Annotated in this window: 29 protein-coding genes; 6 read left to right on the top strand and 23 right to left on the bottom strand. The window is 70.8% G+C overall.

The features are described 5' to 3' along the window. Both WBA97_RS01940 and WBA97_RS01935 read right to left on the bottom strand, forming a co-directional pair. On the bottom strand, window positions 1–707 hold a 707-nt coding region (locus WBA97_RS01940), incomplete at its 3' end, for a thiamine pyrophosphate-binding protein (RefSeq protein WP_424228880.1). Between the two features lie 40 nt (window positions 708–747). Continuing rightward, window positions 748–1,911, bottom strand: a complete 1,164-nt coding sequence (locus WBA97_RS01935) for a hypothetical protein (protein WP_424228879.1) — start codon at window positions 1,909–1,911, stop codon at window positions 748–750. A 63-nt stretch (window positions 1,912–1,974) separates the two neighbouring features. Between WBA97_RS01935 and WBA97_RS01930 the strand changes: the two genes are divergently transcribed. Continuing rightward, entirely contained in the window at window positions 1,975–2,886 is a 912-nt protein-coding gene (locus WBA97_RS01930; protein ID WP_424228878.1) for a 1,4-dihydroxy-2-naphthoyl-CoA synthase, read from the top strand. Here the strand turns inward: WBA97_RS01930 and WBA97_RS01925 are convergent. Beyond that, window positions 2,880–3,764 (bottom strand): arylamine N-acetyltransferase family protein, encoded by an 885-nt coding sequence (locus WBA97_RS01925; RefSeq protein WP_424228877.1) that lies wholly within the window; start codon window positions 3,762–3,764, stop codon window positions 2,880–2,882. The genes WBA97_RS01930 and WBA97_RS01925 overlap by 7 nt on opposite strands. A gap of 38 nt (window positions 3,765–3,802) precedes the next feature. Between WBA97_RS01925 and menE the strand changes: the two genes are divergently transcribed. The 3 genes from menE to WBA97_RS01910 all read left to right on the top strand — a co-directional run bounded on the left by menE (window position 3,803) and on the right by WBA97_RS01910 (window position 6,228). Beyond that, window positions 3,803–4,915: an o-succinylbenzoate--CoA ligase gene (menE, locus tag WBA97_RS01920; protein ID WP_424228876.1), complete on the top strand. Its 1,113-nt coding sequence runs from the start codon at window positions 3,803–3,805 to the stop codon at window positions 4,913–4,915. Window positions 4,916–4,940: 25 nt separating this feature from the next. Then, a complete protein-coding gene (locus tag WBA97_RS01915) occupies window positions 4,941–5,258 on the top strand; it encodes a DUF6191 domain-containing protein (protein ID WP_424228875.1) in 318 nt (105 codons plus the stop codon). A 94-nt stretch (window positions 5,259–5,352) separates the two neighbouring features. Then, window positions 5,353–6,228 carry a 1,4-dihydroxy-2-naphthoate polyprenyltransferase gene (locus WBA97_RS01910; protein WP_424228874.1) on the top strand — a complete coding sequence of 292 codons (876 nt, stop codon included), beginning with the start codon at window positions 5,353–5,355 and terminating at the stop codon, window positions 6,226–6,228. Here WBA97_RS01910 and WBA97_RS01905 read toward each other — a convergent pair. Genes WBA97_RS01905 through WBA97_RS01895 form a run of 3 tightly spaced genes read right to left on the bottom strand, consistent with a single transcriptional unit; the run spans window position 6,214 to window position 8,074 of the window. Next, window positions 6,214–7,311 (bottom strand): PLP-dependent cysteine synthase family protein, encoded by a 1,098-nt coding sequence (locus WBA97_RS01905; RefSeq protein WP_424228873.1) that lies wholly within the window; start codon window positions 7,309–7,311, stop codon window positions 6,214–6,216. The genes WBA97_RS01910 and WBA97_RS01905 overlap by 15 nt on opposite strands. Continuing rightward, window positions 7,312–7,620 (bottom strand): DUF4229 domain-containing protein, encoded by a 309-nt coding sequence (locus WBA97_RS01900; RefSeq protein WP_424228872.1) that lies wholly within the window; start codon window positions 7,618–7,620, stop codon window positions 7,312–7,314. It abuts the gene before it with no gap. Next, window positions 7,610–8,074, bottom strand: a complete 465-nt coding sequence (locus WBA97_RS01895; protein ID WP_424228871.1) for an Lrp/AsnC family transcriptional regulator — start codon at window positions 8,072–8,074, stop codon at window positions 7,610–7,612. The genes WBA97_RS01900 and WBA97_RS01895 overlap by 11 nt, the downstream gene beginning before the upstream one ends. Before the next feature lie 145 nt (window positions 8,075–8,219). Here WBA97_RS01895 and WBA97_RS01890 point away from each other — a divergent pair, with 145 nt between their 5' ends. Together WBA97_RS01890 and WBA97_RS01885 are read left to right on the top strand one after the other, a co-directional pair. After that, the gene (locus tag WBA97_RS01890) at window positions 8,220–8,435 is read left to right on the top strand and encodes a BldC family transcriptional regulator (RefSeq protein ID WP_324922875.1); all 216 of its coding nucleotides are present in this window, start codon (window positions 8,220–8,222) and stop codon (window positions 8,433–8,435) included. Between the two features lie 74 nt (window positions 8,436–8,509). Further along, entirely contained in the window at window positions 8,510–8,743 is a 234-nt protein-coding gene (locus WBA97_RS01885) for a hypothetical protein (protein ID WP_424228870.1), read from the top strand. A 158-nt stretch (window positions 8,744–8,901) separates the two neighbouring features. On the opposite strand, the gene WBA97_RS01880 is transcribed toward WBA97_RS01885, so the two are convergent. The 17 genes from WBA97_RS01880 to WBA97_RS01800 all read right to left on the bottom strand — a co-directional run bounded on the left by WBA97_RS01880 (window position 8,902) and on the right by WBA97_RS01800 (window position 24,834). Next, window positions 8,902–10,275: a MinD/ParA family ATP-binding protein gene (locus WBA97_RS01880; protein ID WP_424228869.1), complete on the bottom strand. Its 1,374-nt coding sequence runs from the start codon at window positions 10,273–10,275 to the stop codon at window positions 8,902–8,904. Between the two features lie 164 nt (window positions 10,276–10,439). Next, the gene (locus WBA97_RS01875) at window positions 10,440–11,174 is read right to left on the bottom strand and encodes a hypothetical protein (RefSeq protein ID WP_424228868.1); all 735 of its coding nucleotides are present in this window, start codon (window positions 11,172–11,174) and stop codon (window positions 10,440–10,442) included. A 138-nt stretch (window positions 11,175–11,312) separates the two neighbouring features. Continuing rightward, window positions 11,313–12,254 (bottom strand): c-type cytochrome biogenesis protein CcsB, encoded by a 942-nt coding sequence (gene ccsB, locus WBA97_RS01870; RefSeq protein ID WP_424228867.1) that lies wholly within the window; start codon window positions 12,252–12,254, stop codon window positions 11,313–11,315. Beyond that, window positions 12,254–13,786: a cytochrome c biogenesis protein ResB gene (gene resB, locus WBA97_RS01865; RefSeq protein ID WP_424228889.1), complete on the bottom strand. Its 1,533-nt coding sequence runs from the start codon at window positions 13,784–13,786 to the stop codon at window positions 12,254–12,256. Before resB ends, ccsB begins: the two co-directional genes overlap by 1 nt. 38 nt (window positions 13,787–13,824) lie before the next feature. After that, window positions 13,825–14,556 carry a cytochrome c biogenesis CcdA family protein gene (locus WBA97_RS01860; protein WP_424228888.1) on the bottom strand — a complete coding sequence of 244 codons (732 nt, stop codon included), beginning with the start codon at window positions 14,554–14,556 and terminating at the stop codon, window positions 13,825–13,827. Between the two features lie 86 nt (window positions 14,557–14,642). Further along, a complete protein-coding gene (locus WBA97_RS01855) occupies window positions 14,643–15,221 on the bottom strand; it encodes a TlpA family protein disulfide reductase (protein ID WP_424228866.1) in 579 nt (192 codons plus the stop codon). Beyond that, window positions 15,218–15,850, bottom strand: a complete 633-nt coding sequence (locus WBA97_RS01850; RefSeq protein ID WP_424228865.1) for a histidine phosphatase family protein — start codon at window positions 15,848–15,850, stop codon at window positions 15,218–15,220. Before WBA97_RS01850 ends, WBA97_RS01855 begins: the two co-directional genes overlap by 4 nt. Then, window positions 15,847–17,148 (bottom strand): glutamate-1-semialdehyde 2,1-aminomutase, encoded by a 1,302-nt coding sequence (gene hemL / locus WBA97_RS01845; RefSeq protein ID WP_424228864.1) that lies wholly within the window; start codon window positions 17,146–17,148, stop codon window positions 15,847–15,849. The genes WBA97_RS01850 and hemL overlap by 4 nt, the downstream gene beginning before the upstream one ends. A 41-nt stretch (window positions 17,149–17,189) precedes the next feature. Next, window positions 17,190–17,510, bottom strand: a complete 321-nt coding sequence (locus tag WBA97_RS01840; protein ID WP_424228863.1) for a hypothetical protein — start codon at window positions 17,508–17,510, stop codon at window positions 17,190–17,192. A 13-nt stretch (window positions 17,511–17,523) separates the two neighbouring features. After that, window positions 17,524–18,048 carry a hypothetical protein gene (locus tag WBA97_RS01835; protein ID WP_424228862.1) on the bottom strand — a complete coding sequence of 175 codons (525 nt, stop codon included), beginning with the start codon at window positions 18,046–18,048 and terminating at the stop codon, window positions 17,524–17,526. 4 nt (window positions 18,049–18,052) lie between these two features. After that, entirely contained in the window at window positions 18,053–18,490 is a 438-nt protein-coding gene (locus WBA97_RS01830) for a hypothetical protein (RefSeq protein ID WP_424228861.1), read from the bottom strand. After that, window positions 18,487–19,188: a hypothetical protein gene (locus tag WBA97_RS01825; RefSeq protein WP_424228860.1), complete on the bottom strand. Its 702-nt coding sequence runs from the start codon at window positions 19,186–19,188 to the stop codon at window positions 18,487–18,489. The genes WBA97_RS01830 and WBA97_RS01825 overlap by 4 nt, the downstream gene beginning before the upstream one ends. A gap of 29 nt (window positions 19,189–19,217) precedes the next feature. After that, a complete protein-coding gene (gene hemB, locus WBA97_RS01820) occupies window positions 19,218–20,189 on the bottom strand; it encodes a porphobilinogen synthase (RefSeq protein WP_424228859.1) in 972 nt (323 codons plus the stop codon). A 21-nt stretch (window positions 20,190–20,210) separates the two neighbouring features. Further along, window positions 20,211–21,755 (bottom strand): uroporphyrinogen-III synthase, encoded by a 1,545-nt coding sequence (locus WBA97_RS01815; RefSeq protein ID WP_424228858.1) that lies wholly within the window; start codon window positions 21,753–21,755, stop codon window positions 20,211–20,213. A gap of 24 nt (window positions 21,756–21,779) precedes the next feature. Next, window positions 21,780–22,745 (bottom strand): hydroxymethylbilane synthase, encoded by a 966-nt coding sequence (gene hemC, locus WBA97_RS01810; protein ID WP_424228857.1) that lies wholly within the window; start codon window positions 22,743–22,745, stop codon window positions 21,780–21,782. Beyond that, window positions 22,742–24,067 (bottom strand): glutamyl-tRNA reductase, encoded by a 1,326-nt coding sequence (locus WBA97_RS01805; protein WP_424228856.1) that lies wholly within the window; start codon window positions 24,065–24,067, stop codon window positions 22,742–22,744. The genes hemC and WBA97_RS01805 overlap by 4 nt, the downstream gene beginning before the upstream one ends. Further along, complete coding sequence (locus WBA97_RS01800; protein ID WP_424228855.1) at window positions 24,064–24,834, bottom strand: redox-sensing transcriptional repressor Rex; 771 nt, start codon at window positions 24,832–24,834, stop codon at window positions 24,064–24,066. Before WBA97_RS01800 ends, WBA97_RS01805 begins: the two co-directional genes overlap by 4 nt. Between the last annotated feature and the right edge of the window lie 153 nt (window positions 24,835–24,987).

The raw sequence follows: 24,987 nt of genomic DNA, 5'->3' as shown, positions 1-24,987 counted from the left end.
ACCGCGGCCGCGGCACGCGCCCGGTCGTCGCGGCCGCTGCCGAAGACCATCAACGTCCTCGCGGGTAACGGGAAGTCGACGCGGCTGCCCGCCATCGTGACCGGCGCGGCGGAGGTGGTCCAGCGCAGGCCCGCAGGCCTGCCGTCGAGCGGTTCGGGCCAGCGCGGCTCGAACGTGGGCACCAACGGCTCCCGGAACGGCATGTTGACCTGAACCGGCCGCCCCGCCTCGGCCTGCGCGACCGCGCGGCAGACGAGGCCGCGCCACACCTGGTTCTGACCGCCGCGCCGCTCGGCGACGGGGAACTCGACCGTGAGCGCGGCCGAGCCGAACAGACCGCGCTGGTCGATGGTCTGGTTGGCGCCGGTGCCGTGCAGCTCCGGTGGGCGGTCCGCGGTGAGCAGCAGCAGGCCGGCACCGGAGTGGAACGCCTCGAGCACGGCGGGGTGCAGGTTGGCGACGGCCGTGCCGGACGTGCAGGCCACCGCGGCCGGCCGCCCGCTGGCCTTGGTGAGCCCCAGCGCGAGGTAGGCCGCGGACCGTTCGTCGATGCGGACGTGCATGGCGAGCCTGCCCGCCTCGGCGGCCTCGTGCAGAGCCATGGCGATGGCCGCGTTCCTGGACCCCGGGCAGACGACCACGTGGCGCACGTCGTTGCGGACCAGCTCGTCGACGATGACCGTGGCCTGTGCGGTGGACGGATTCACGTAGCGAACCCTCCGTGGCGGGACACCGCGGTTCGCACGATCACTGGTCCACTCCTCGCATCGCCCGTGCCCGGATCCCGGTCAGGGCCACCCGCCTTCCGTAGTCGGTCAGCCGTTGGTGCTCGCCGGGGGCGGTCAGCACGCCTGCCGTGTGCATGTCGGCCAGCAGCTCCGCGAGCACCTCACGCACGGTATCGCTCGCGCCGGGGAGGTCGTGCGCGCCTGTCTCGAAGAACACTATGCCGAGGCGGTCGACCAGCATGTCGACGTCGATGGTGTCCGCGAGCACCAGCATGGCCAGCAGCGGCAGCGCCGCCTGCCGCGCCAACGGGTCCACGGGCGCCGCGAAGCCGTCCGCCACCGCCTCGAACAGCAGGACCGGATGACTGAGCACCCGCTCGCCCTCGTCGGTGCGTTCGCCCTCGTCCAGCAGCCCGAGCTTCTCGGCGACCGCCGTCATGGGTGGTGGGCCCGCGCCCTCGTGCACCACCTGGGCGAGCGGGCGCGTGCCCGTGAGCAGGAGCTCCGGGGTCAGGTCCATCGGCTTCGCGACATCCGGTTCGACCCTGACCAGCAGCTCACGCACGGTCTGGCTGCCGCTCGTGCCGCGCAGCCGGGCCATGCGCTCGGCGAGCATCAGCTCCTGCATGGTCGCGGTGTGCCCGTCCGGTGGCGCGTCGAGGACGCCGACCGCCACCGCCAGCCGTTTCGACTCGTCGGCCGCGTCCAGCTCGCCCGACGCGATCGCGCGTTCGAGCGCCCTGGTGATCGCGTCGTACATGGCCTCCTCGCGGGGGCCCGGCCGGTCCAGCCACGTGATGCGCAGGCCGGGCGGCGGCATGATGCCCGACTCGTGCGTGGCCACCGCGTACAGCTCGAAGCTGTGCAGCGGGTCGTGCGCGGCCTCCAGGATCTCCCGCGTCCGGTCACCTCGGCAGAGGGCCGCGTACCGGGGCTGGTCGAGCCGCTCGAAGAACCACGCCGCCTCGTCGACGACCACCTCCCAGCGGGGCATCGGGTTCAGGTCGGCAGGCGGTTCGCGGAGCAGCTGCGGCAGCGTGAGCCACAGGAAGTTCTGCACGTCGAACTGCGACATGAGGTAGTTCGGGCGGTCGTTCGACACGTCGTACCAGCAGGCGGCGACCACCAGTCCGGCGTCGTCACGATCCGCGAGCTCCTCGACGACGGCCTCGACATCCTGCATGGGCTCAGCTTGACACGGCGGTCCGAGAGCCCGCGATTTCTGGCCACCCATATGCTCGGGCCCGTGGCTACCCCGACCGTGTCCGAGCTGTTCGATCCGACCGCCTGGCAGGTCGTCGAGGGGTTCGACTTCACAGACATCACCTACCACCGGGCCGTCTCGACCGGGGCCGTGCGGATCGCGTTCGACCGCCCCGAGGTGCGCAACGCCTTCCGGCCCCACACGGTCGACGAGCTGTACCACGCGCTCGACCACGCCAGGATGACCTCCGACGTGGGGTGCGTCCTGCTGACCGGCAACGGCCCCTCGCCGCGCGATGGTGGCTGGGCGTTCTGCTCCGGCGGTGACCAGCGGATCCGAGGGCGCACGGGGTACCAGTACGCGTCGGGCGAGACGGCGGAGACGGTCGACCCAGCGCGGGCCGGGCGGCTGCACATCCTCGAGTGCCAGCGGCTCATCCGGTTCATGCCGAAGGTCGTGATCGCGGTCGTGCCGGGCTGGGCAGCCGGTGGCGGGCACAGCCTGCACGTGACCTGCGACCTCACCCTCGCGAGCGAGGAGCACGCCCGCTTCAAGCAGACCGACGCCGACGTCGGCAGCTTCGACGGCGGCTTCGGCTCCGCCTACCTCGCCAGGCAGGTCGGGCAGAAGTTCGCGCGGGAGATCTTCTTCCTCGGCCGCACCTACACCGCCGCCGACATGCACCACATGGGCGCGGTCAACGCGGTCGTGCCGCACGCGGAGCTGGAGTCGACGGCCCTGGAATGGGCGACGGAGATCAACGGCAAGTCGCCGACGGCGCAGCGCATGCTGAAGTACGCGTTCAACGCGATCGATGACGGCCTGGTTGGGCAGCAGCTTTTCGCCGGCGAGACGACACGCCTCGCGTACATGACCGACGAAGCGGTCGAGGGCCGCGACGCGTTCCTGGAGAAGCGGCCGCCGGACTGGTCGCGCTTTCCCCACTACTACTGACGTGAACCGGCGAGCCACTCCTCGTGGGCTGCCGTGACTCTGTTCCACAACAACGTCTTTCTCTGCGTGTCCACATCGGACAATGGAAGGCCGAACACGTCGGCGAGGCAGGTGTGCCACTCGGGGGCGGTCGTCAGCTCCCGGGTGCTCTCTCCGGTGGCGTCGAGGCGTTTGAGCACCCGGCCACGTAAGAAGTCGACGCCGTCCGCGTCGCGGCGGAACGCCACGAGCGTGCGCACGAAGGTCGAGTCGGGCGCCGACTGGAGGCGCTCGTGCCCGGCCAGCAGGTCTGCGACCGCGGCCTCGCCGGGCGTGAAGTCCATGCCGTGCAACGACATGGACTCATCGGCGTCCAACCGCCAGCCACCCGGCGCGATCTCCGACGGGCGTAAGCCGTAGGTGTGCGGGCCCTGCGGGTAGGTCCCGGTGCGTAAGGGGATCGGTTCGTGCAGCCCGTCGCCGAGGCCCGCGTCGATGAACCACTCGCCGCCGGGGTTGTCGTCGGCGGGCAGGTCGCTGACGGTCAGCGCCAGGTGGTTGCCGTCCACGTTCGGTTTCGCGTCCGGATGCCCCTGCACACCGCCGGTGTGCCAGTGCACGCGGAAGCCCAGCCAGCCGAGCAGCGTCGCCATCGCACCGTTCTGGTGGTAGCAGTAGCCGCCCCGGCCGGACACCACGTAGCGGACCGAGTCGAGCGGCTCGATCGTGCGGCGCTCGCCCAGCCAGATCCACACCGACTCGTACGGCACGCGCTCGACCTGCGCCATGTGGATCGCACGGAGCGTCTCCACGGTGGCGGGCGGTGGCGCGTCGAAGCCCAGTCTGCGCAGGTAGGCGTCCCTGAGCGACTCGTCGATGGATGGCCATGTCGAAGTCATGGCGCGGAGCTTATGTGCGGTGCCGGACAATTTCGATCGTGTTGCTGACGCCTGTGGACAACTCCGCGATCGTGACCGCGCTCGCCGCCGCTCTGGACGGCGGACCTGCGGTTCTGCCGTTGTCACCTACCGATCCGCGGTCTGCCGGGGTGCGTGCCGCCATGGCGCCGGAAAAACCGGTTCTTGCCGGGACCGCGGTGGTCGTCGCGACGTCCGGCTCGACCGGCGACGCCAAGGGCGTTGAGCTGTCGGCCGCCGCACTGTCCGCGTCGGCGGCCGCCACACACACGCGGCTCGGCGGGCCGGGGCAGTGGCTGCTGACGCTGCCCGCCCACCACATCGCAGGCGTGCAGGTGATCGTGCGGTCGCTGCTGGCCGGTCTGCCGCCGGTCATTCGCGGTACGCAAGCGTTTGCCGACGCCGTGGCCTCGATGAACGGCCCGCGCCGGTACACCTCGCTCGTCCCGACGCAGCTGCACCGGCTCCTCGACGACCCCGAGGGTCTCGACGCGCTGCGGACGTTCGACGCGGTCCTCATCGGCGGCGCGGCGGCCCCCGGCCCGCTGCTCGCACGCGCCCGCGCGGCCGGCGTCACGATCAGCACCACCTACGGCATGTCCGAGACCGCGGGTGGCTGCGTGTACGACGGGAAGCCGCTGGACGGCGTGCGGGTGCGGCTCGTCGACGACGTGATCCACCTGGCAGGGCCCGTGCTCGCCACCGGGTACCGGCTGGACCCGGTCGCGACGGCCGAGGCGTTCTCCGACGGCTGGTTCCACACCACGGACCTGGGCGAGCTGCGCCCCGACGGTACCCTCGACGTGCTCGGCCGCGCCGACTTCGTGATCAATACCGGCGGGGTGAAGGTGGCACCCGCCGCGGTCGAGAACGTGCTGACCGCCCAATCGGGTGTCGCTGAGGCGTGTGTCGTTGACCTGCCAAGCGAGGAGTGGGGGCAACTCGTGGCCGCCGCCGTCGTGCCGACCGATCCCGCGAACCCACCCGAGGTCAGCGCGTTGCGTGCGGCCGTGCGGGAACGGCTCGGCGGGCCCTCGGTGCCGAAGCTCGTGCGGTTCGCCGATCACCTTCCGTTGCGGGGGCCGGGGAAGGTGGACCGGAACGGGGTGAAGGACCTCCTTCGCGGAACCTGACTCCCGCGCCCCACGTTGACACCGCATGGGAGTCCTGTGGGCCATGTCACTACCAGGGCTGGTGGTCCTGCTCGTGGTGGTGGCGGCACTCGAACGGTTCGGGCTGTGGGCAAGTGACCGCAGCTGGCTCCCGTGGCGTCGCAGGCAGGAAGGCACGCCGGTGTCCTCGGCCGGGTTCGAGGAGCTCGACGCGTTCATGGGTGCTGGCAAGCGGCACGAGCTGGACCAGCGGAACCATTCGCTGATGATGCGACAGGACGAGGACGATGGAGCGCCGAAGGAGATGAAGGTCGACCTGGACGGCAACCGGGTGGTGCTGCGGGACCGATTACCCGATCGGTGAACCGGGGCGACCTGTCCCCAGGGCAAGCGCCCGGCGGTACGGCCGCGCCGACCTGCTGATCGGCCCCACGTAGCCCTGCTAGTTAGATGGGGCCATGGCGGCAACCGCAGGACAGTGGGTGGCCGGTGCGCGAGTTCGGACGCTGCCGAACTCGGTCGCCCCGGTGATCGTGGGGGCAGGCGCCGCGGGCGCGATCGGCGAGTTCAACTGGTGGGCGTCGCTGCTAGCGCTGGTGGTGTCACTGGCGCTGCAGGTGGGCGTGAACTACGCCAACGACTACTCCGACGGCATCCGGGGCACGGACGACACCAGGGTGGGTCCGCTGCGGCTGGTGGCCTCCGGGGTCGCGTCGGCGTCGGCGGTGAAGCTGGCGGCCTTCGTGTGCTTCGGCGTCGCGGGCGTGGCCGGGCTGGCGCTCGTGGCGTTGACGGGGCACTGGTGGCTGATCAGCGTCGGCGTGGTGTCCGTGGCGGCGGCGTGGTTCTACACGGGCGGGCCGAAGCCGTACGGGTACGCGGGCTGGGGCGAGGTCGCGGTGTTCGCGTTCTTCGGGCCGGTCGCCGTGCTCGGCACGCTGTACGTCCAGACGGGCGAGGTGACGTGGCCCGGCGTCGCGGGCGCGGTGGCGCTCGGCTCGATCTCCGCGGGTGTCCTGGTGGCGAACAACCTGCGGGACCTGCCGACGGACGAGAGCGCGGGCAAGATCACCTTGGCCGTGCGCCTCGGGGACCGGCGCACGCGGATCCTGTACGTCGTGCTGGTCGCGGTGCCGTTCGTGGTGAGCGTGGTCATGGCGATCGCGCACCCGTGGCTGCTGCTCGGCCTGCTGGCCGCCGTGCTGGCGGTGCCCGCGGTGCGGACCGTCAGCCGCGGCGGCACCGGCATGGCGCTGATCCCCGTGCTGAGGGACACGTCACTGGCCATGCTCGCGTGGGCCGTCCTGACCGGGCTGGCGCTAGCCCTGTCCTGACCACTCGCCGGTGGCCAGGAACTTGGTCACCGTTTCCTTGTGGGGAGCCAGGTCCAGGTTGTGCGCGGCGAGCCACTCCTGGTCGTAGTAGGTGTTCGCGTAGCGTTCGCCGCCGTCGCACAGCAGGGTGACGACACTGCCCTCGCGTTTCGCGGCGCGGAGTTCCGCCACGATCTGGAAGGCGCCCCACAGGTTGGTGCCGGTCGAGCCGCCCACCCGGCGGCCCAGGATCGGCTCCACCGCGTGGATCGTGGCCAGCGACGCCGCGTCCGGGACCTTCATCATGCGGTCGATGACCTGGCCGACGAACGACGGCTCGACCCGAGGGCGGCCGATGCCCTCGATGCCGGAGCCCTGGCAGGCGGTGAGGCCGGGCGTAGCGTCGCGCCACGCGTCGAAGAACACCGAGTGCTCGGGGTCGACGACCGCGAGGCGGGTGCGTCGCCGCTGGAAGCGGATGTAGCGGCCGATCGTGGCGCTGGTGCCGCCGGTGCCCGCGCCGACGACGACCCACTCCGGTTCCGGGTGCGGTTCGAGCGCCATCTGCTCGAAGATCGACTCGGCGATGTTGTTGTTGCCGCGCCAGTCCGTGGCCCGCTCGGCGTGGGTGAACTGGTCCATGAAGTGACCGTTCAGCTCGGCGGCGAGGCGGTGCGACTCCGCGTACAGCTGGCTCGGCTCGTCGATGAAGTGACAGCGGCCACCCTCGCGCTCGATCAGCGCCACCTTGCCCGCGCTGGTCGTCCTCGGCATGACCGCGATGAACGGCAGGCCGAGCAGCCGGGCGAAGTACGCCTCCGACACCGCGGTCGAGCCAGACGACGCCTCGATGACGGGCGTGCCGCCGACGATCCAGCCGTTGCACAGCGCGTACAGGAACAGCGACCGGGCGAGCCGGTGCTTCAGCGAGCCGGTCGGGTGGGTCGACTCGTCCTTGAGGTAGAGGCGGATGTTCCATTCGGCGGGCAGCGGGAACGGGAGCAGGTGCGTGTCGGCGCTGCGGTTGGCGTCCGCCTCGATGATCCGGACCGCCTCGCACACCCAGTCGCGTGTCCGCTCGCTGCAGCGGTCGATGGCGGCCATCTAGCCCGCCTCCCCGTCGCGGTCCGGCTGGTCGCCCCGCAGTTCGGCACGGAGGCGTTCGCGGGCGTCCATGCGGTCCTTGCCGCGCTCGGCGAGGGCGGCGGTGACGCGGTGGTTGAGGCCGCGGAACACCAGCAGCCCCAGCGGGAACCCGACGGCGACGGCGACGGCGACAGCGACCAGCAGCGGCACGTCGAACAGCACCAGCAGGACCGTGACCACGGCGATCAGCGCGATTCTGCCCAGCGTGTACAGCGCCAGATCGCGTCCAAGGTTGTGCTCCGCCACGGGCACGACGTTACTCGTCACCGTCGCTGACCTCCGAGGTGTTGGGCCTGCCCTCGAACCTGGTGGAGAGCACGAGTGTGGTGCGGGTGCGGGCGACGCCACCGATGCGGCGGAGGCGCCCGAGGGTGCGCTCGAGGTCGTCGACGGTCGCGACGCGTACCTTGACGATGAAGGACTCGTCACCCGCGACGCGGTAGCAGGACTCGACCTCGTCGAGGCGGGCGAGTGCTTCGGCCACGTCCTCGTCGTCCGCGGTGTCGGTGGAGTAGATGCCGATCAGCGAGGTGACGCCGAGACCGACCGCGCTGGGGTTGACCACGGCGTGGTAGCCGGTGATGACACCGCTGGTCTCGAGCTTGCCGACGCGCTCGTGCACGGCGGATGCTGACAGGCCGACCTGTCGCCCTAATTCGGCGTAGGTCGCCCGGCCGTTCTCTCGGAGTGCGGCGATGATGCGGCGGTCGACGGCGTCCACGGCGGCACTCTAGCGGGTACTTGATCGTGTCCGATCCCCCCGTTTTGTCCCTTACTACCTCTTTACCATCAGACAACCGTTCGAGTACCCGATGGTCGAGATGCAACGATTGGTGTGTCCAGTTCAGACCTACTGAGGAGGACACGTGACAGCGGCACATGTCGGTGAGCGGCTCCTGACCCCCGGCGAGGTCGCGGCGTTGTTCCGCGTCGACCCGAAGACCGTGACGCGGTGGGCGACCGCCGGCCGCATCGGTTCCATCCGTACCCCGGGCGGCCACCGCCGGTTCCGCGAGTCCGAGGTGAAGACTCTGCTCGCCGAGCTGACCACCGAGGCCAATCTCGGGAACGGTCACGCCTGACGCAGCGTTGAACCCCCGAGGGCCCTAAATCGGTACAAACGGGCTAACCTCGATGCAGGACCTCGGGAGGCCACATGCTGTACTTGCTCGCCGTGATCGGCGCGATCTGCGTCATCGTGCTGCTGTGGCGGGCGTTCGTGGCGAACCCCGCGGCGGTGGATGAGCGTCGCGTGAACCGGCCCACTCGGCCAACCCGGCCGAGCCGTCGTCCCGCACCCATGGCGCCCGACGACGATCCGGAGTTCCTGCGGAGCCTCAAAGACCGCAAGAACCCGCCGGACGCGGACGACAAGCAGCCGCCTGCCTGACGAGCAGCCGCACCTTGGGGGCCTGGCGACCGAACTCTCGGGCGCGCCCGATGAACTCACAGGTCATGCCCGTTGAACTCGCGGGTCGTGCCGGTTGAAGGCACAGGTCATGCCGGTTGAACTCGCGGGTCGTGCGGGTTGAACTCGCGGGTGTTGGGTCAGCGCATGTAGTAGAACTCGCTGGGGAAGCCGTCTGCGACCGTGGCTGCCAGTTCCAGTAGGGCCAGGCGGGTGTCGGCGCTCAGGCGGTCCAGTTCGATCTCCGCGCCTTCTTCCAGGTGCGGGTCGAACGGGATGGTGCACACGGCCCGGCAGCGGGCGCCGAAGTGCTGGGCCAGCTTGTCGAGGTCGACCGAGCCCGCGCGGGGGCGGACCGAGTTGATGACCGCCACCGAGCGGGAGACCAGGTCGCGGTAGCCGTGGACGTCCAGCCAGTCCAGGGTGGCCGACGCCGAGCGGGCGCCGTCGACCGAACCGGACGACACGACGACCAGAGAGTCCGCGATGTCCAGGACGCCCTTCATGGCCGAGTGCATCAGGCCGGTGCCGCAGTCGGTGAGCACGATGTTGTAGAAGTGCTCGAGCAGCGCGACCGTGCGGCGGTAGTCGTCCTCGCTGAACGCCTCCGAGACCGCGGGGTCCTGCTCGCTCGCCAGCACCTCGAGGCGGCTCGGGCCCTGTGACGTGTAGGCGCGGATGTCGCTGTAGCGGTGGATGCGGTCGGCGTCTCGCAACAGGTGGCGGACCGTGGCCGTGGTCTCGAGCGGGATCTTCTGGCTCAGCGTCCCTCGGTCGGGGTTCGCGTCGACGGCGATGACCCGGTCGCCGCGGAGCGAGGAGAACGTGGAGCCAAGGGTGGTGGTCGTCGTCGTCTTGCCGACGCCGCCCTTCAGGCTCAGCATCGCGATCTTGTAGCAGCCGCGGAGGGGCTGGTTCACGCGGGCGATCAGCTCACGGCGGTGCTGCTCCGCGGGGCTCTCGCCGACGTTGATCAGGTGACCACTCGCGACGAACACCGCCTTGCGCCAGCCCGACTGCGGCGGACGCTTCGACTGCTTGATCAGCTTCGCGGAGGACAGCTCCTCGCCGTGCGATGGCGGGCCCTGCCGCACCGGGCCGGGCTGGCCCGGGTATCCCTGCTGGAAAGGCGGGTACGGCTGGTGCTGCTGCGGGGGCGGTGGGTGGTGCGGCCCGGCACCCTGCTGTACGTGATGCGGACCGGAACCCTGCGGCACCTGGTGCGGGCCGGAGATCCCCGCCACCGGCTGCGAACCGGACGGGCTCTGGTCCACGTAGTGCTGCGGCACCGGCTGCGAGCCCGACGGGGTCGGGTCGGCGTAGGGCAACCGGTGCGGCCCGGACGCGTCCGGGTACGGGGTCGAGTCGGTCCGCTCGTCTTCCCCGAAGTTGGTGACGAGGGGGTTGGGACCGAAGTCGTGGGTCGGCCGGTCCGAATCCTCAGAAGCCTCCGGCGGCACCCAGGCGAAGTCGCTCCTCGGCGCGGGTTCCTGCCCTACGCCTGTGCGGGGCACGCCCCCCTCCGGCTCTCCTTCGCGCGCACTCACCGCTGGATTCCTCCCAAAAGCACCGACCTGGACCGCCTCCGCACGCGACGGTAGTCGCAGGTGCTCGGCACCGTCGACACGGGGCCTACCGGTGTTCGCACCAGCAACCGGTGGATCGGTGACCGGTGGCGTCAGCCACCGAGCAGGTCACCCAGCGGGTTGATCATGGTGAGCGCGGGGCCGGACGGCGCGGGGGCACTCTGCGTCGATGCCGCGCTGCTGCCGGTGATCGGCGACAGGACCCCGCCAACCAGATCGGTGACCGGCGAGAGCACGCCACCGACGACGTCGGTCACCGGCGTGAGCACACCGCCGACGACATCGGTCACTGGCGTGACCACCCCGCCGAGACCGCCCTGCTGCTCCGGTGAGGGGGCCGGGGCGGGCACGGGCTGCTGCTGGACGGGCTGCGTCGGCGCCGGAGCGGATGTCCCGGCACTGCCGCCGCTCTGGCTGCCACCCTGGTCCGTCCCCGCGCCGGGGGCGACGGGGGCGCCGGCGGCCGGACCGCCTACCGACGCTGGCGTGGTCTGGTCGGCGCGCGCGTCCTGCGGCTTCTGCTTGGCGTCGTCCTTGCCGGGCGCGGGAGCGCCGACGACCGGGGAGCCGCTGCCGGGGTTGTGACCGGGCGACGCGGGGGCGTGTTCCGGCGCGGAGCCCGCGACCGGGGTGGCGCCACCGGAGATGCCGAGCGCGCCCGCGGCGAAGGTGCCCGCGACGAGCAGCGCACCGGCGGCGGCCCCGAAGGTCCAGCGCTTGTTGGCCGACGCGGCTTCCTCTGCCTCTTCGGTCGCGATCTTGGTCGCCTCGCTGCGACGAACACCCAGTGGGTGGTTCTCACGGCGGAGCAACCGATCGATCGGCAACGGTTCTTCGCGACCGTAAGCACCTGCGTACGTCAAAACGCCCTCCTGGCCCAGTTGATCATCACCCACATGGGTGAAACCCGGCGAACCCCGCAGCGGAGAGTACTGATAACAACGCGGGTTGTCCAACAGTCGAGGTCAAACCCCCGAGTACGAATGCAACCCGGTCGTTACGAGGTTGATGAAGAACAGGTTGAAGATCATGGCCGCGAACCCCACGATGTTGATCGCCGCCGCCCGTCCGCCGCGCCAGCCCGCGGTCGCCCGCGAGTGCAGATACGCCGCGAAGACGACCCACGCGATGAACGCCACGGTCTCCTTGGGGTCCCAGCCCCAGAACCGGCCCCACGACTGCTCGGCCCAGATCGCGCCGAAGACCACGCCCGCGGTGTAGATCGGGAACGCGAACACGGTCGTGCGGTAGGCGACCTGGTCCAGCACGTCCGCGGCGGGCAGGCGGGTGGACCACGCCGGCTTCCTGACCTTCAGCAGGTACAGCACGCTGACCACGCCGGGTACCAGCACCATGCCGCTGCCGAGCGCGATCGCGAACACGTGGATCACGAGCCAGTAGGACTGCAGCGCGGGCTGCACCGGCGCGGCCGTCGTGTACAGGACGACACCGCCGAGGAACATCAGCAGGATGACCGGAAGGAGCACCCACACGCCGAGGTGGCGGACCGGGTACTTGCGCAGCACCACGAGCCACGTGCCCACGGCCACGAGGCAGAGCGTGGCGCCGAACTCGTACATGTTGCCCCACGGCGCGCGGCTCGTCGCGAGCGCGCGCAGCACCAGCGAGCCGAAGTGCAGCAGCGCACCGAACGCCGTGAGTGAGACGGCCAGCTTGCCGATGCGCACGGCGCGGGCGGTGCGGGACGGCGAGTCGCCGGACTCGCCGGGCGGCTCCGCGACGAGCGTGTCGCCGCCGCCGACCGCGACCAGTTCCCTGGCCGCCGTGCGCTCGCGGTACCCGAAGGCCTGCTCGTACAGGTAGAACAGCATCGCGACGACGTAGGCGCCGACGGCGATGCCGTAGCACCAGTCGCTGTAGCCGGACAACGTCTCGTCGATGACCATCAGGACTCCCTCGAGGCGGTGGCGCCTTCACGTTCTTCGTGCGGGGACAGCTCCGCGAGCAGTTCCTCGGCCACGCGGCCGAACTCCTCGCCGTATCCCGCCTGGTCGGTGCGGGCGAGACCGCCGAGCAGAAGCACGGTACCGCCGCCGTCCTCACCCGGCAGCGCACGCACCCACAGCCTGCGCCGCTTGATCACGAGCGACGTGACGAGGCCGAACACGATCAGCACGGCGAAGCCCAGCACCCAACCCTGCGCTGGGTCGTGCGAGATCTGCAGGTACACCCAGCGCTGCACGCCGTCGAAGCTGACCTTCGTGCCATCGTCGAGGGTGATCGCCTCGCCCGGCCGCAGGTTCTCCCGCGCGACCCGCGCGAGCCGGCCGGAGTCGACCATCTCCTGGTTGACCGCGAAGATCGACTGGCCGCGCCCGGAGTCGTTGCCGAGGTCGCCCTTCAGCACGTCGACCGCGACGGCCGGGTCACGAAGGTCGGGGAAGCCGGAGGTGAGGATGTTGTCGTGCATCACCGCGGTCGGCGCGAGCAGGCCGGTGATCGCCAGCTGGCGCTTGCGGCGCTCCACGGGGTCGGTGACGCCGGGCGGGTCGAACTTGGTCGCGCCCTCGGACAGGTACGTGCGCTGGTCGACCGGGCGCCACTGGATGGTCTGGGTGCGGGTCTGGCCGTCGGGGAAGGTGACGGTGAAGGTCGGCGCGTAGCCGTGGCTCAGCAGGTAGACCCGGTCGCCCTCGGTACGCAGCGGGGAGTTCACCTCGAGCGTGTACGGCCGCCACGTGCCGTTGTCGAGGTCCGCGCCGGACTGGTACTCGATGTCGGCGCGGTAGTAGTCGGGCTGGCCGGAGGGCAGGAACCGCGCGTCGAACCCGTTGACCTTCACGCAGAACGGGTTCAGGTCGGTGCCGTCGACCCGCAGACCGGGGCGGAACGAGTCGTAGCCCGCGGTGCCGATGTTGCAGAACTCCGACCCGTTGGCACCGACGATGACCTGGCCCTCGTACTGGAACATCTTGCCGAGGGCGAGCGCGACGATCAGGCCGAGCATCGCGAAGTGGAAGACCAGGTTGCCGCTCTCCCGCAGGTAGCCGCGCTCGGCGGAGATGCTGCGGCCGCCGTCCTCCTCCTCACGCACCACGAGACGCCAGCCCCTGAGCCGTGTCTTCGCCGTCGCCATCACCTCGTCGGGCGTGGCGGTGGTGGTGGCCTCGCGGTGGTGCGGCAGGCGGGAGAGGTTGCGCGGGGTGAGTACCGGCTTGCCACGCAGCGCGCGGGCGTACTCGAGGGTGCGGGGCAGCAGGCAGCCGACGAGTGAGACGAACAGCAGCAGGTAGATCGCGGAGAACCAGACGCTGCCGTAGACGTTGTAGAACTCAAGGCGCCCGAGCAGCTCGCCCCACCAGCCGTGGCTCGCGATGTACTCGTCGACCTTCTGCGTGTTGAGCGACCGCTGCGGCAGCAGCGCGCCCGGCAGTGCCGCGACGGCGAGGAGGAACAGCAGCACGAGCGCCGTGCGCATGGAGGTGAGTCCGCGCCACGTGTTGCGGAGGAAGGCGATCACAGGGGCAGCTCCGTGTTCGTGACCACGGTGTACTTGAGCCAGGACGTCAACTCGCCCCACAGGCCCGTCACGAGCAGCACGCCGACGACGAACAGCAGCCCGCCGCCGACGAGCTGGATGGTGCGGGCGTGGCGGCGCAGCCAGCCGTTGGTGCGGACCGTCCAGCGCGCGCCGAGCGCGATCAGGAGGAACGGGATGCCGAGGCCGAGGCAGTAGATACCGACCAGCAGGAAGCCGCGGGCCGCCGTGCCGCCGGTGCTCGCGGCGATGACCATGACACCGGACAGCGTCGGGCCGATGCATGGCGTCCAGCCGAGGCCGAAGATCGCGCCGAGGACGGGTGCGCCCGCGAGGCCCATGCGCGGGACCTTGTGGAAGCGGAAGTCGCGTTGCATGCCGGGGATGAAGCCGACGAACACGAGCGACAGCGCGATGATCACCACGCCGCCGACCCGCTGCAGCACCTCCGTGTTGACCAGCAGCGTGTCGGCGAGCCAGACGATGCCGCCGACACCGGCCGCGAACACGACGGTGAACCCGAGGATGAACAGGCCCACGGCGCCGAGCACCCTGGCCTTCTTGTTGTTCTCGTCCGGGGTGTCCGCGCCGACCAGCGCGGCGAGGTAGGCCAGGTAGCCGGGGACCAGCGGGACCACGCACGGTGACGCGAAGGACACCAGGCCCGCGAGCAGCGCGACGCCCGCGGCCAGCAGGAGCGGCCCACTCATGGCGATGGCGGTCGGGTCCACGGCGACCAGGGTAAGCGTGGGACCTAGGTCCTACTTGGGACGGGGTGGGTGCGCTCGGGCGGCTGTCAAGACTTCTCGGCCAGAAGCCTGTCGATCAGCGGCGTCAGGTCCTCGGCAAGCAGGTCACGCAGGAAGACCGCGGCCACCCGGTGCTGTTTGTCGAGCACGATCGTCGACGGGACGGTCGCCCTCGGGTAGCCCTTGAGCGGCAGCAGCGACCGGCCGGGCGGGTCGTAGATCGACGGGTAGGTGAGGCCGGAGTCACGCATGAAGTCGGCGGCGGCGCTGCGTTGTTCGTCGCGGAAGTCGATGCCGAGGACCTGCACGTCCTTGTCCTCGTAGTCCTCGTGCACCTTCTGCAGCTGCGCTGCCTCGCGACGGCACGGCGGGCACCACGCGCCCCAGATGTTCAGCACGACGACCTTGCCCTCGTACGAGGACAGCGTGATCTCCGTGCCCTCCTCCAGAAGGGAGTCACCCCGCATCTCGGGGATCCGCTGGCGCTCGTCGCCCTCGTAGGTGATGTCGGTCTCGCCGCCGGGGCTGACGAAGTTGAACTCCGTGCCGGTGGCGACCGCGTCGGTGCCGGTGGAGCAGCCCGCGACCACCAGCAGCGCGGCAAGAAGCAGGGCGACGCGTTTCATGCGCCGGTCACCGTCGGGCTGCTGGCGCCGGCCGGCTCGCGGTACCGGATCGCCACCAGGCTCTCGTTGTCGAACATGAGGCTCGTCAACGACGCCAGTGAGCACTGGCGCCGCCTCGGGTCGTGCCACAGGCGCTTGCCCTCCAGGAAGCGGCGCAGCGTCCAGATCGGCAGCTGGTGTGAAACGCACACCGCCTCGTGGCCTTCCGCCTCCGCGCGGGCGCGGTACACGGCGCCGAGCATGCGCCGGGCGATCTGGAGGTACGGCTCACCCCACGACGGCAGGAACGGGTTGTGCATGTGCGGCCAGTGGCGCGGCGAGCGCAGCGCACCGTCGCCGATCGACACACGCAGGCCCTCGAAGACGTTGGCAGCCTCGATCAGCTGCTCGTCGGTGGCGAGGTCGAGCTGGTGCGAGTCGACGATCGGGCGCGAGGTCTCCTGCGCACGCTGCAGCGGCGACGCGACCACGTGCGTGATGTCGTTGCCCGCAAGGTGCTCGGCCACGGTCAGTGCCTGCCGCTGCCCCAGCTCGGACAGCTTGAAGCCCTCGAGGCGGCCGTAGAGGACACCCGTCGGGTTGTGCACCTCCCCGTGCCGCAACAGGTGTACGACCGTCCGCGTACTCACTTGTCCCCCTCAGAAGCGGCGGCTGCCCGCGCGGCCGAGGGTAGTGCCGCACCGATGATCTCGAACGCGTCGTCGTCCATCGCGGCGTTGACGAACCACGCCTCGAACGCGCTCGGCGGCGCGTACACGCCGCCGTCCAGCAGCGCGTGGAAGAACGCGGGGAACCTGCCGGTGTCCGACGCCTTGGCCTCGGTGAAGTTCCGCACCGGCGACTCGGTGAAGAACACGCTCACCAGGTTGCCAGCGAACTGCACGTGGTGGGCGACCCCGGCCGAGGACAGCTCCTCCCCGATCATGGTGCCGAGCCGGGCGGCGTTGGCGTCGAGCGCGCGGTAGGTGCCGGGCGTCGCCTCGCGCAGCGACGCGAGGCCAGCGGCCACCGCGACGGGGTTCCCCGACAGCGTGCCCGCCTGGTACACCGGCCCGGCGGGTGCGAGGTGCGCCATCACGTCCGCGCGGCCGCCGAAGGCAGCCGCGGGCAGCCCGCCGGACATGACCTTGCCGAACGTGTAGAGGTCGCCGGGCACCGCGTCGATGCCGAACCAGCCGGCGCCCGACACGCGGAAGCCGGTCATCACCTCGTCCATCACGAGCAGCGCGCCGTGCTGGGTGGCGATCTCCCGCAGGCCATCGTTGAAGCCGGCGACGGGTGGGACGGCGCCCATGTTGCCCGGCGCGGCCTCGGTGATCACCGCGGCGATCTCGGCGCCGTGCTCGGCGAACGCGGCACGGACGGCGTCGAGGTCGTTGTAGGGCAGGACGACCGTGTCGCCTGCCTGTGCGCCGGTGACACCCGGCGAGTTGGGCAGCGCGAACGTGGCGACACCGGAGCCCGCCTCGGCGAGCAGCGCGTCGACGTGCCCGTGGTAGCAGCCAGCGAACTTGACGATCTTGGACCGGCCGGTGAAGCCACGCGCGAGGCGGATCGCGCTCATGGTGGCCTCGGTGCCGGAGTTCACCAGCCGCACCCGCTCGACCGGGCCGACCCGGCCGATGATCTCCTCGGCGAGGTCGATCTCGCCCGAGGTCGGGGTGCCGAAGGACAGGCCGGACACCGCGGCCGCCCGCACTGCCTCGACGATCGGCGGGTGCGCGTGCCCGTGGATCATCGGGCCCCACGATGAGACGAGGTCGACGTAACGGTTGCCGTCGGCGTCCCACAAGTAGGCGCCTTCGCCGCGGACCATGAACCGAGGGGTGCCGCCGACCGCCTGGAAGGCGCGCACCGGGGAGTTCACGCCACCCGGGGTCACTGATTGGGCGCGTGCGAAGAGGGCCCGAGACTGCTCAGTCGTCACGGTCCCAGTCTTACATCGCTATCTTCCGCGCTTCGTACGGGCTATTTCTCGCGCTCCGGACGGGTACGGACCGCGAGCGCCACCTGCCGCACGGCGTCGACGACGAGCACAGCCGCGACGGTGCCCAGCAGGATCGCGAGCGCCATCCAGCCGCCCACCCAGCGGGTCGACTCGAGCACGATGCCGTCGGGGTAGCGCTCGACGATCTTCGCGATGCCGAGGGGCCAGACGTCGAACGCGAACCACACGGCGATCCCGGCGACGACCAGTTCGGCCAGCGCGATCAACCCGCGCCACGGCGTGTTCAGCCTGCCTGGCTCGGTCGGCGGCGGAGCGACGAGCTCGTCGGTGGCAGCGGTCACGCCGACTACCTTCTCACGGTCGCTGCCGGGCCCGCAGGCGGCGCTGCTTGTACTCGGCGAAGTACCTGGTCGACTCGGGGCGGAACATGTAAACCACGGCGGTGACGCCGAACGCGACGTCGGCGAGGCTCCACATGAGCTCCAGCTCGGCGCCGCTGGACGCCATGGCCGACAGGAAGCTCCACACGCCGACACCCGTGTAGGCGGTGAGCACGATCCGGGCCCAGTTCCTTCCGGTGCGCATCTTCACCGCGAACAGCAGCATGAGACCGGCGAAGATCGCGATACTGAACCCGAGGATGACCTGGAACGCGCCGACGGTGCCGCTCACGTTGCCGCGCTGGTCCTCGGGGAGGCCGGCCATCATCTCCCTGACCATGCTGGTCAGGAGGGCCTTGTCGAGCAGGACGGTGAAGACCGTGCCGAGTGCGCTGATGACGATGCTCGCGAGTACCGCGTGGTACGCCGACTCGACGGCCTTGGGCCGGACGATCGGGCCGTCCGAGGGTGGCAGGGGAGGCGGGGGCGGCAAGCTCACGGCGTCAATCTTCCTCTACGAGACGGACGATGGCGGCTTTCAGGGCGTCGTCGTCGCGGGCCCACGCGAGGACGGTGCTGTCGTCGTCGAGGCGGAGCGGGACCTCGTAGGTCTTGCGTGGGACCGACCAGCCGCCGCCGAGGATCTTCGCGCCCGGCGCGGCACCCACGTCGGTGACCTTCGCGATGTCCTTGACCGCCAGGTCTTCCCGGCCCTGCCGCAGGGTCACCGGGGTCAGCTCGACCCGGTACACCTTGCGCCGCACGTTGACCCACAACGCGAACACGCCGAACAACGCGAGGCCGACGACCAGCCACGCGACCGTGTGGACCGGCCCGGACAGCGCCTCGACCCCCGCGCCGACGCCGGCGAACGCCGGTCCCCACAACAACGGCCACCGGCTCGAACCGGGTTCCGCGTAGAGAACCGGCCCGTCGGTCATCGGAGCTCGCGCGCCGGGAAGTACCTGCGTGCCGACGGCGACCACAGGAGTGCGAGGCCGACGATGGCGAACATGGCGGACAGGATGCCGGGGGGCGTGCCGTTGAGGAGCAGGTGGAACAGGATGAGCACGGCGCTGAAGATCGTGACGAGCGTGCGGGCGCGGCGGGTGCCCTCGGTGGCCTTGTAGCCGAACAGGGCGAGGAACACGGTGAACGTGACGGCCGCGATGAGCACGATCCACAGGATCTGCGTGACGCCGTTCGTGATCTGTTCCGGGGACAGCTTCGGGTCGGTGTTCCGCTCGATCTCGGCGTCGATGATGTCCTGCTTGTAGATCATCGACGCGACCATGCTGACGAGCCAGATCAGGCCGGACGCGACGAAGAAGTAGAACGAGATGCGCAGCGTGCGCGGCGCCGGCTCGTCGAAGCGGCGCCCGGCCCGCGTCCGCGCGGCCGCCTCGCGAGCGGTGGGCATGACGGGCTCGTCGGCCGGGATGGGCGGCGCCTTCTCCACTGGCGCCTTCTCCACCGCGGGCCTGGCCTTGGGCTTCGGCGCGGGTTCCGGCTCGACCGGGTCGGGGGCCAGCGAGGACGTGGTGTCCTCGTCCGGCACTGCTGTGTCCGGCACGGCTTGTTCTGGCACAGCCTTGTCGGCGTTGGGCTCCGCTGGGTCCGAATTGCCAGGCTTCGTCACGGCGGGCAGGTTACCGGTGCCTTTCGGCGTCAGCGCAGCCAGCCCGCTGCCTCGACCGCCCAGTACGTCAGCACGACGTCCGCGCCCGCCCGCCGGATCGACGTGAGCGACTCGAGAATCGCGGTCTCGCGGTCGCACCAGCCACCCTCGGCGGCGGACTCGATCATCGCGTACTCACCGGAGATCTGGTACGCGGCAACGGGCACGTCGGACTCCTCGGCGACCGCGCGGAGCACGTCGAGGTACAGCATGGCCGGCTTGACCATGACCATGTCGGCGCCCTCGTCGAGGTCGAGCCGCACCTCGCGCAGCGCCTCGCGAACGTTCGCGGGGTCCTGCTGGTAGGTGCGGCGGTCGCCCTCCAGGGACGACTCGACGGCGTCCCGGAACGGGCCGTAGAACGCCGACGAGTACTTCGCCGAGTAGGCCAGGATGCCGGTGTCCACATGACCTTCGCGCTCCAGCGCGGAGCGGACGGCGGCGACCTGACCGTCCATCATGCCGCTCGGGCCGAGCAGGTGGGCACCCGCTTCGGACTGGGCGAGCGCCATCTGCCCGTAGATCTCCAGCGTGGCATCGTTGTCGACCCTGCCCTGTCCGTCGAGCACGCCGCAGTGGCCGTGGTCGGTGAACTCGTCGAGGCAGAGGTCCGACATGAGGACCGTGGCGTCACCCAGTTCCGACCGCAGGTCGCGCAGCGCAACGTTGAGCACGCCGTCCGGGTCGACACCGCCGGAGCCGACCGCGTCCTTGCGTTCCGGCACGCCGAACAGCATGAGGCCGCCAACACCTGCCTCAACCGCCTCGACGGCGGCTTTCCGCAGGCTGTCGCGGGTGTGCTGCATGACGCCGGGCATGGTCGCGATCGGGACCGGCTCGGTCGCGCCCTCCTTGACGAACATCGGCAGCACGAGCTGGCTCGGCCGCACGGTCGTCTCGGCCACCATGCGACGCAGGGCAGGGGTGCTGCGCAGACGCCGGGGGCGGTGGGCTGGGTACATCGGGATCTCCTAGCTGGTCTCCTAGCGCCGGGCCCGCTTCGTCTTGCGGGGCGGCGGGAGTGCGCCTTCGGCACGCAGGCGGGCCGCGTGCTCGGCGAGTGCGTCGACGAGCGCGGGAACCTGGGCGATCTCCGGCTGGACGTCGACCCGGAGCCCGAACTCCCGCGCGGTCTCGGCCGTCTTCGGGCCGATGCACGCGACGAGCGTGCGGGTGTGCGGCTTGCCCGCGATGCCGACCAGGTTCCGGACGGTCGACGACGAGGTGAAGCACACCGCGTCGAAGCCACCGGTCTTGATCATCTCGCGGGTGTCGGCGGGCGGCGGCGCGGCACGCACGGTGCGGTACGCGGTGACGTCGTCGATCTCCCAGCCTCGGTCGCGAAGACCGGCGGCGAGGGTCTCGGTGGCGATGTCGGCGCGCGGCAGCAGCACGCGGTCCACCGGGTCGAGGATGTCGTCGTAGGGCGGGAACTCCTCGAGGAGACCCTCGGACGACTGCTCACCGGAGGGCACGAGCTCGGGGATGATGCCGAAGCCGCGCACCTTCTCCGCGGTGGCCTCGCCGACGCAGGCGATCTTCACGCCGGAGAACGCGCGGGCGTCAAGGCCGAACTCCTCGAACTTCTCCCACACCGCACGCACCGCGTTGGTGGAGGTGAAGATCAGCCACTGGTAGCGGCCGTCGACGAGGCCCTTGACCGAGCGCTCCATCTGCGCGGGGCTGCGTGGCGGCTCGACGGAGATCGTCGGCACCTCGGACGGGATGGCGCCGTGCAGCCGCAGCCGCTCGCTCATCTCGCCAGCCTGGTCCTTCGTGCGCGGCACGAGCACGCGCCAGCCGTACAGGGCGCGGGACTCCCACCAGGACAGCTTGGTCCTGGCGGCCACGGCCTGGCCGACGGTGACGACGAGGTTGCCCGCGATCTCGCCGGCGTCCTGCGCGAGCGTGGCGAGGGTGGTGTCGAGCGTGCGCTGCCCCGCGCCGGTGCCGTCGGCGGTGACCGCCACGGGCGTCTGCGGCGCGAGACCGTGCTCGACGAGCGCGGACGCGGCCTCGGCGAGGTGGCTGGAGCCGGCCAGCAGCACGATCGGGCCCGGGGTCTTCGCGAGCCCGGCCCAGTCGACCTCACCTCGGACGTCGACCTCGGTGTGGGTGCCGCCGAGCGCGATGCCCGCGTAGGCGGGGACCGCGGTCGCGGCGGGCACGCCGGGCACGACGTCGAAGACGGCACTGGTCTTGGCGACCGCCTGCGCCTCGGCCACGAGACCGGAGTGCGTGAGCGGATCGCCGGAGACCAGGCGGATCACGACACGACCGGCCTTGGCCTCGTTGACGAGGTCCTTCGCGACGTCGGCCGGCTCGCCGACGGCGGGCCGGACCTCGGCCTCGCCCTCGATGTCACGGCCGGCGAGCTCGAGCACGCCTGCCGGTACGTCCGGGTCGATCACCACGAGCTCGGCGCGCGCGATGAGCTCCTGCGCCCGGACGGTGAGAAGCCCGGCATCGCCGGGCCCCGAGCCCACGAACGCGATGCGTCCGGAGGACTTACGGGTACGGGTGGTCATTCCTGGGCCACTTCCTCTTATTACTTATTGCTCGTCACCGGCGAGCGCGCCGGCACCGAGCTCGAGCAGTTCGGCGGCCAACGCACGCCCGAGCTGCTCACCTTCGGTCAGGTCACCGGTGGCCGACGCGCGGATCAGGTCGACAGCGGGCCCTTCGGCCTGACTGCCGACCGTCCAGTTCGCGGCCGCGACGCCACGCAGCGACAGGCGGTACACAACCTTGTCGTCGGCGTCGAGGTCCTCGACCACGTCGGCCAGTGCGCCAACCGGGGCCTGGCAACCCGCCTCGAGCCTGGCCAGCATGGCCCGCTCCGCGGCGACCGCCGCCCTGGTGGCTGCGTCGTCCACAATGGACTGGAGGAGATGTTCGGTATCCACGTCGTCGACCCGGCACTCCACGGCCAGCGCTCCCTGCGCCGGCGCGGGAAGCACCTGGATCGGGTCGAGCACCTCGGTGATCACGTCGAGCCTGCCGAGCCGCGCGAGCCCAGCACGGGCGAGCACGACAGCGTCCAGCTCACCCTCGTGGACCTTGCGGACCCGGGTGTCGACGTTGCCCCTGATGGGCACGATCTCGAGGCCAAGGCCGAGCGCCTGGATCTGCGCCGCCCGCCGCGGCGACCCCGTGCCGACCCGGGAGCCGGGTGGGAGCTCGCCCAACGTGAGCGAGTCCCGCGCGACCAGTGCGTCCCTCGGGTCCTGCCTCGGTGGCACCGCGGCGAGGGAGAGACGGGGGTCGGGGGCGGTCGGCAGGTCCTTGTAGGAATGCACGGCCACGTCCACCGTGCCGTCGGCGAGCGCGTCGCGCAGCGCCGACGTGAACACGCCTACGCCGATCTCGGCGATGGGCGCGGACGACTTGTCACCCGGCGTCACGACGGTGACGATCTCGACCTTGGCACCCGCGGCCTCGAGCTGGGCGGCGACGGTGCCGGTCTGGGCGAGCGCGAGCGCACTGCCCCGCGTACCGATGCGGATCGTGCGGCTCACCGCGCGTCACCACCGAAGCTGTCGGTCGCCGGGTTGACGGTCTTCGCCGCGATGGCCTTCGGCGCGGCCGGGTCGAGCTGGAACAGCTCGCGCAGCGCCTCCGCGTACTCGACGCCGTTCGGGCCGGACGCGAGTTCCTTCACGCGCACGGTCGGCGTGTGCAGCAGCTTGTCCACCACGCGGCGCACGGTCTGCGCGACCTCGGCCCGGGTTGCGGTGTCCAGCTCCAGCCGGGTGTTCAGGCGCAGCAGTTCGGCGTCCACCACCTCGGCGGCACGGCGGCGCAGCGCGGTGACGGTCGGCGTGACCTCGGCCGACCGCTGGGTCGCGAGGTACGCGGCGACCTCGTCGGCGACGATCGTGGTCGCGCGGCGCGTGTCGAGGCCGCTCGGCGACTCCACCAGTCTGCGCTGCAGGCTCTCCAGGTCGACGATCGTCACGTCGTGCAGGTCCGCGACGTCGGCGGCGACATCGCGCGGCAGGCCGAGGTCGCACACGACCAGCGGGCGGACCCGGTCGGCCACCATGCTCGCGTCGATCACCGTGCCGGTCGCGCCAGTGCACGCGACCACGACGTCCGCGGCCGCGAGGTGCGCCGGCAGGTCGTCGAGACCGACCGCGCGGGCCTCGGTGCCCTGCTCGAGCTGCAGTTCGGCGAGCCGGGCGCCGGTTTGGACCGTGCGGTTGGCGATGACGATCTCGCCGATGCACGCGCGGCGCAGCGCGGCGGCGGACAACCCGCCCATCGAGCCAGCGCCCACGATCAGCGCGCTGCGGCCCGCGAGGCCGCCGAGCACGCGGCCCGCGTCGGCCAGCGCCTCGGACACCACGGAGCCACCGGCCGCGTCCAGGCCCGTCTCGGCGTGGACGCGCTTGCCGACCCGCAGCGCCCGCTGGAACAGCTCGTGCAGCGTGCGGCCCGCGGTGCCTGCCTCGCTCGCGACGTTGTAGGCGGAGCGGACCTGGCCGAGGATCTGCGCCTCGCCGACGACCATCGAGTCGAGGCCAGCGCTCACCCGGAACAGGTGCTCGGCGGCGGCCGCCGCGTAGTGCACGTAGAGGTGTTCGTACAGTTCGGCGACGTCGAGACCGGAGTGCCTGCCGAGGACGCCGACGACGTCGGCGAGCCCAGCGTGGAAAGCCTGCACGACCGCGTAGACCTCGACCCGGTTGCAGGTCGTGACCAGCGTGGCCTCGATGACGTTCTCACAGCGCATGAGCTCGTCGAGCACCTTGGAGACCTCACAGGCGGGCACCGTCGCGCGCTCCAGCACGCGTACGTCCGCCGATCGGTGAGAGACACCCACCGCCAGCACACTCATCGTCTGACCACCGCCCCATTCGGCCTGTTCTCGACACTGTGGCGCGGCGTACCGGTGACACGACCGTCACTTCTCGGCTGCGGCGCGGTCTCCCTCGGGGGAGCGCTGTCCGCGCGCCTGGCCTGGTGGAACGACAGGATCTGCAGCTCGACGGCCAGGTCCACCTTGCGGACCTCGACCGTCTCCGGCACCTGCAGCACCACCGGGGCGAAGTTCAGGATGCACTCGACTCCGGCCTGCACCAGCCGGTCGCACACGACCTGCGCGGCGGCCGGGGGTGTGGCGATGACGCCGATGGTGATCTCCTTGGCCACGCACACCGACGAGATGTCGTCGATGTGGTTGACCGGGATCCCACCGACGGGCACGCCCATCAGATCGGGGTCGACGTCGAAGAGTGCGGTCACGGGAAAGCCTCTGCCAGGGAACCCGCCGTAGTTGGCGAGCGCATGTCCGAGGTTACCGATCCCGACAACAGCCACGCTCTGTTCACGGGTGAGGCCGAGAACACGTTCAATCTGGTCGATGAGAACCTCGACCTCGTACCCCACGCCACGGGTGCCGTAGGTGCCGATGTAGGAGAGGTCCTTGCGGAGCTTCGCGGAGTTGACGCCTGCCGCGACCGACAGCTCCTCGCTGGACACCGTGGTGATGCCCTGCTCCTTCATGCCGGAAAGAACACGCAGGTAGACCGCGAGGCGCGCGACGGCGGCCTCGGGGATCGCCCGGGGGGAGAGCGCGCCCTGACCGTTGGTCAGGGGTGCCATGGGTGCGGTGACCTCCGCAGCGTTCTCAGCGGGAACTGGCCTTCTACCGTTCGCGCCAGTCTGGCCACGCTGCGCCACGCTGATACTCCTCGAAAGAATCGCCCATGGGAATGTTCATACGGTAGCCGCTTGTGAACGCAGGCACAAAGTCGC

It is taken from the genome of Actinophytocola sp. (assembly GCF_049647105.1).
Taxonomy (GTDB): domain Bacteria; phylum Actinomycetota; class Actinomycetes; order Mycobacteriales; family Pseudonocardiaceae; genus Actinophytocola.
The sequence above is the reverse complement of the archived record's forward strand: the minus strand, read 5'-3'. Positions and strand labels throughout refer to the sequence as shown.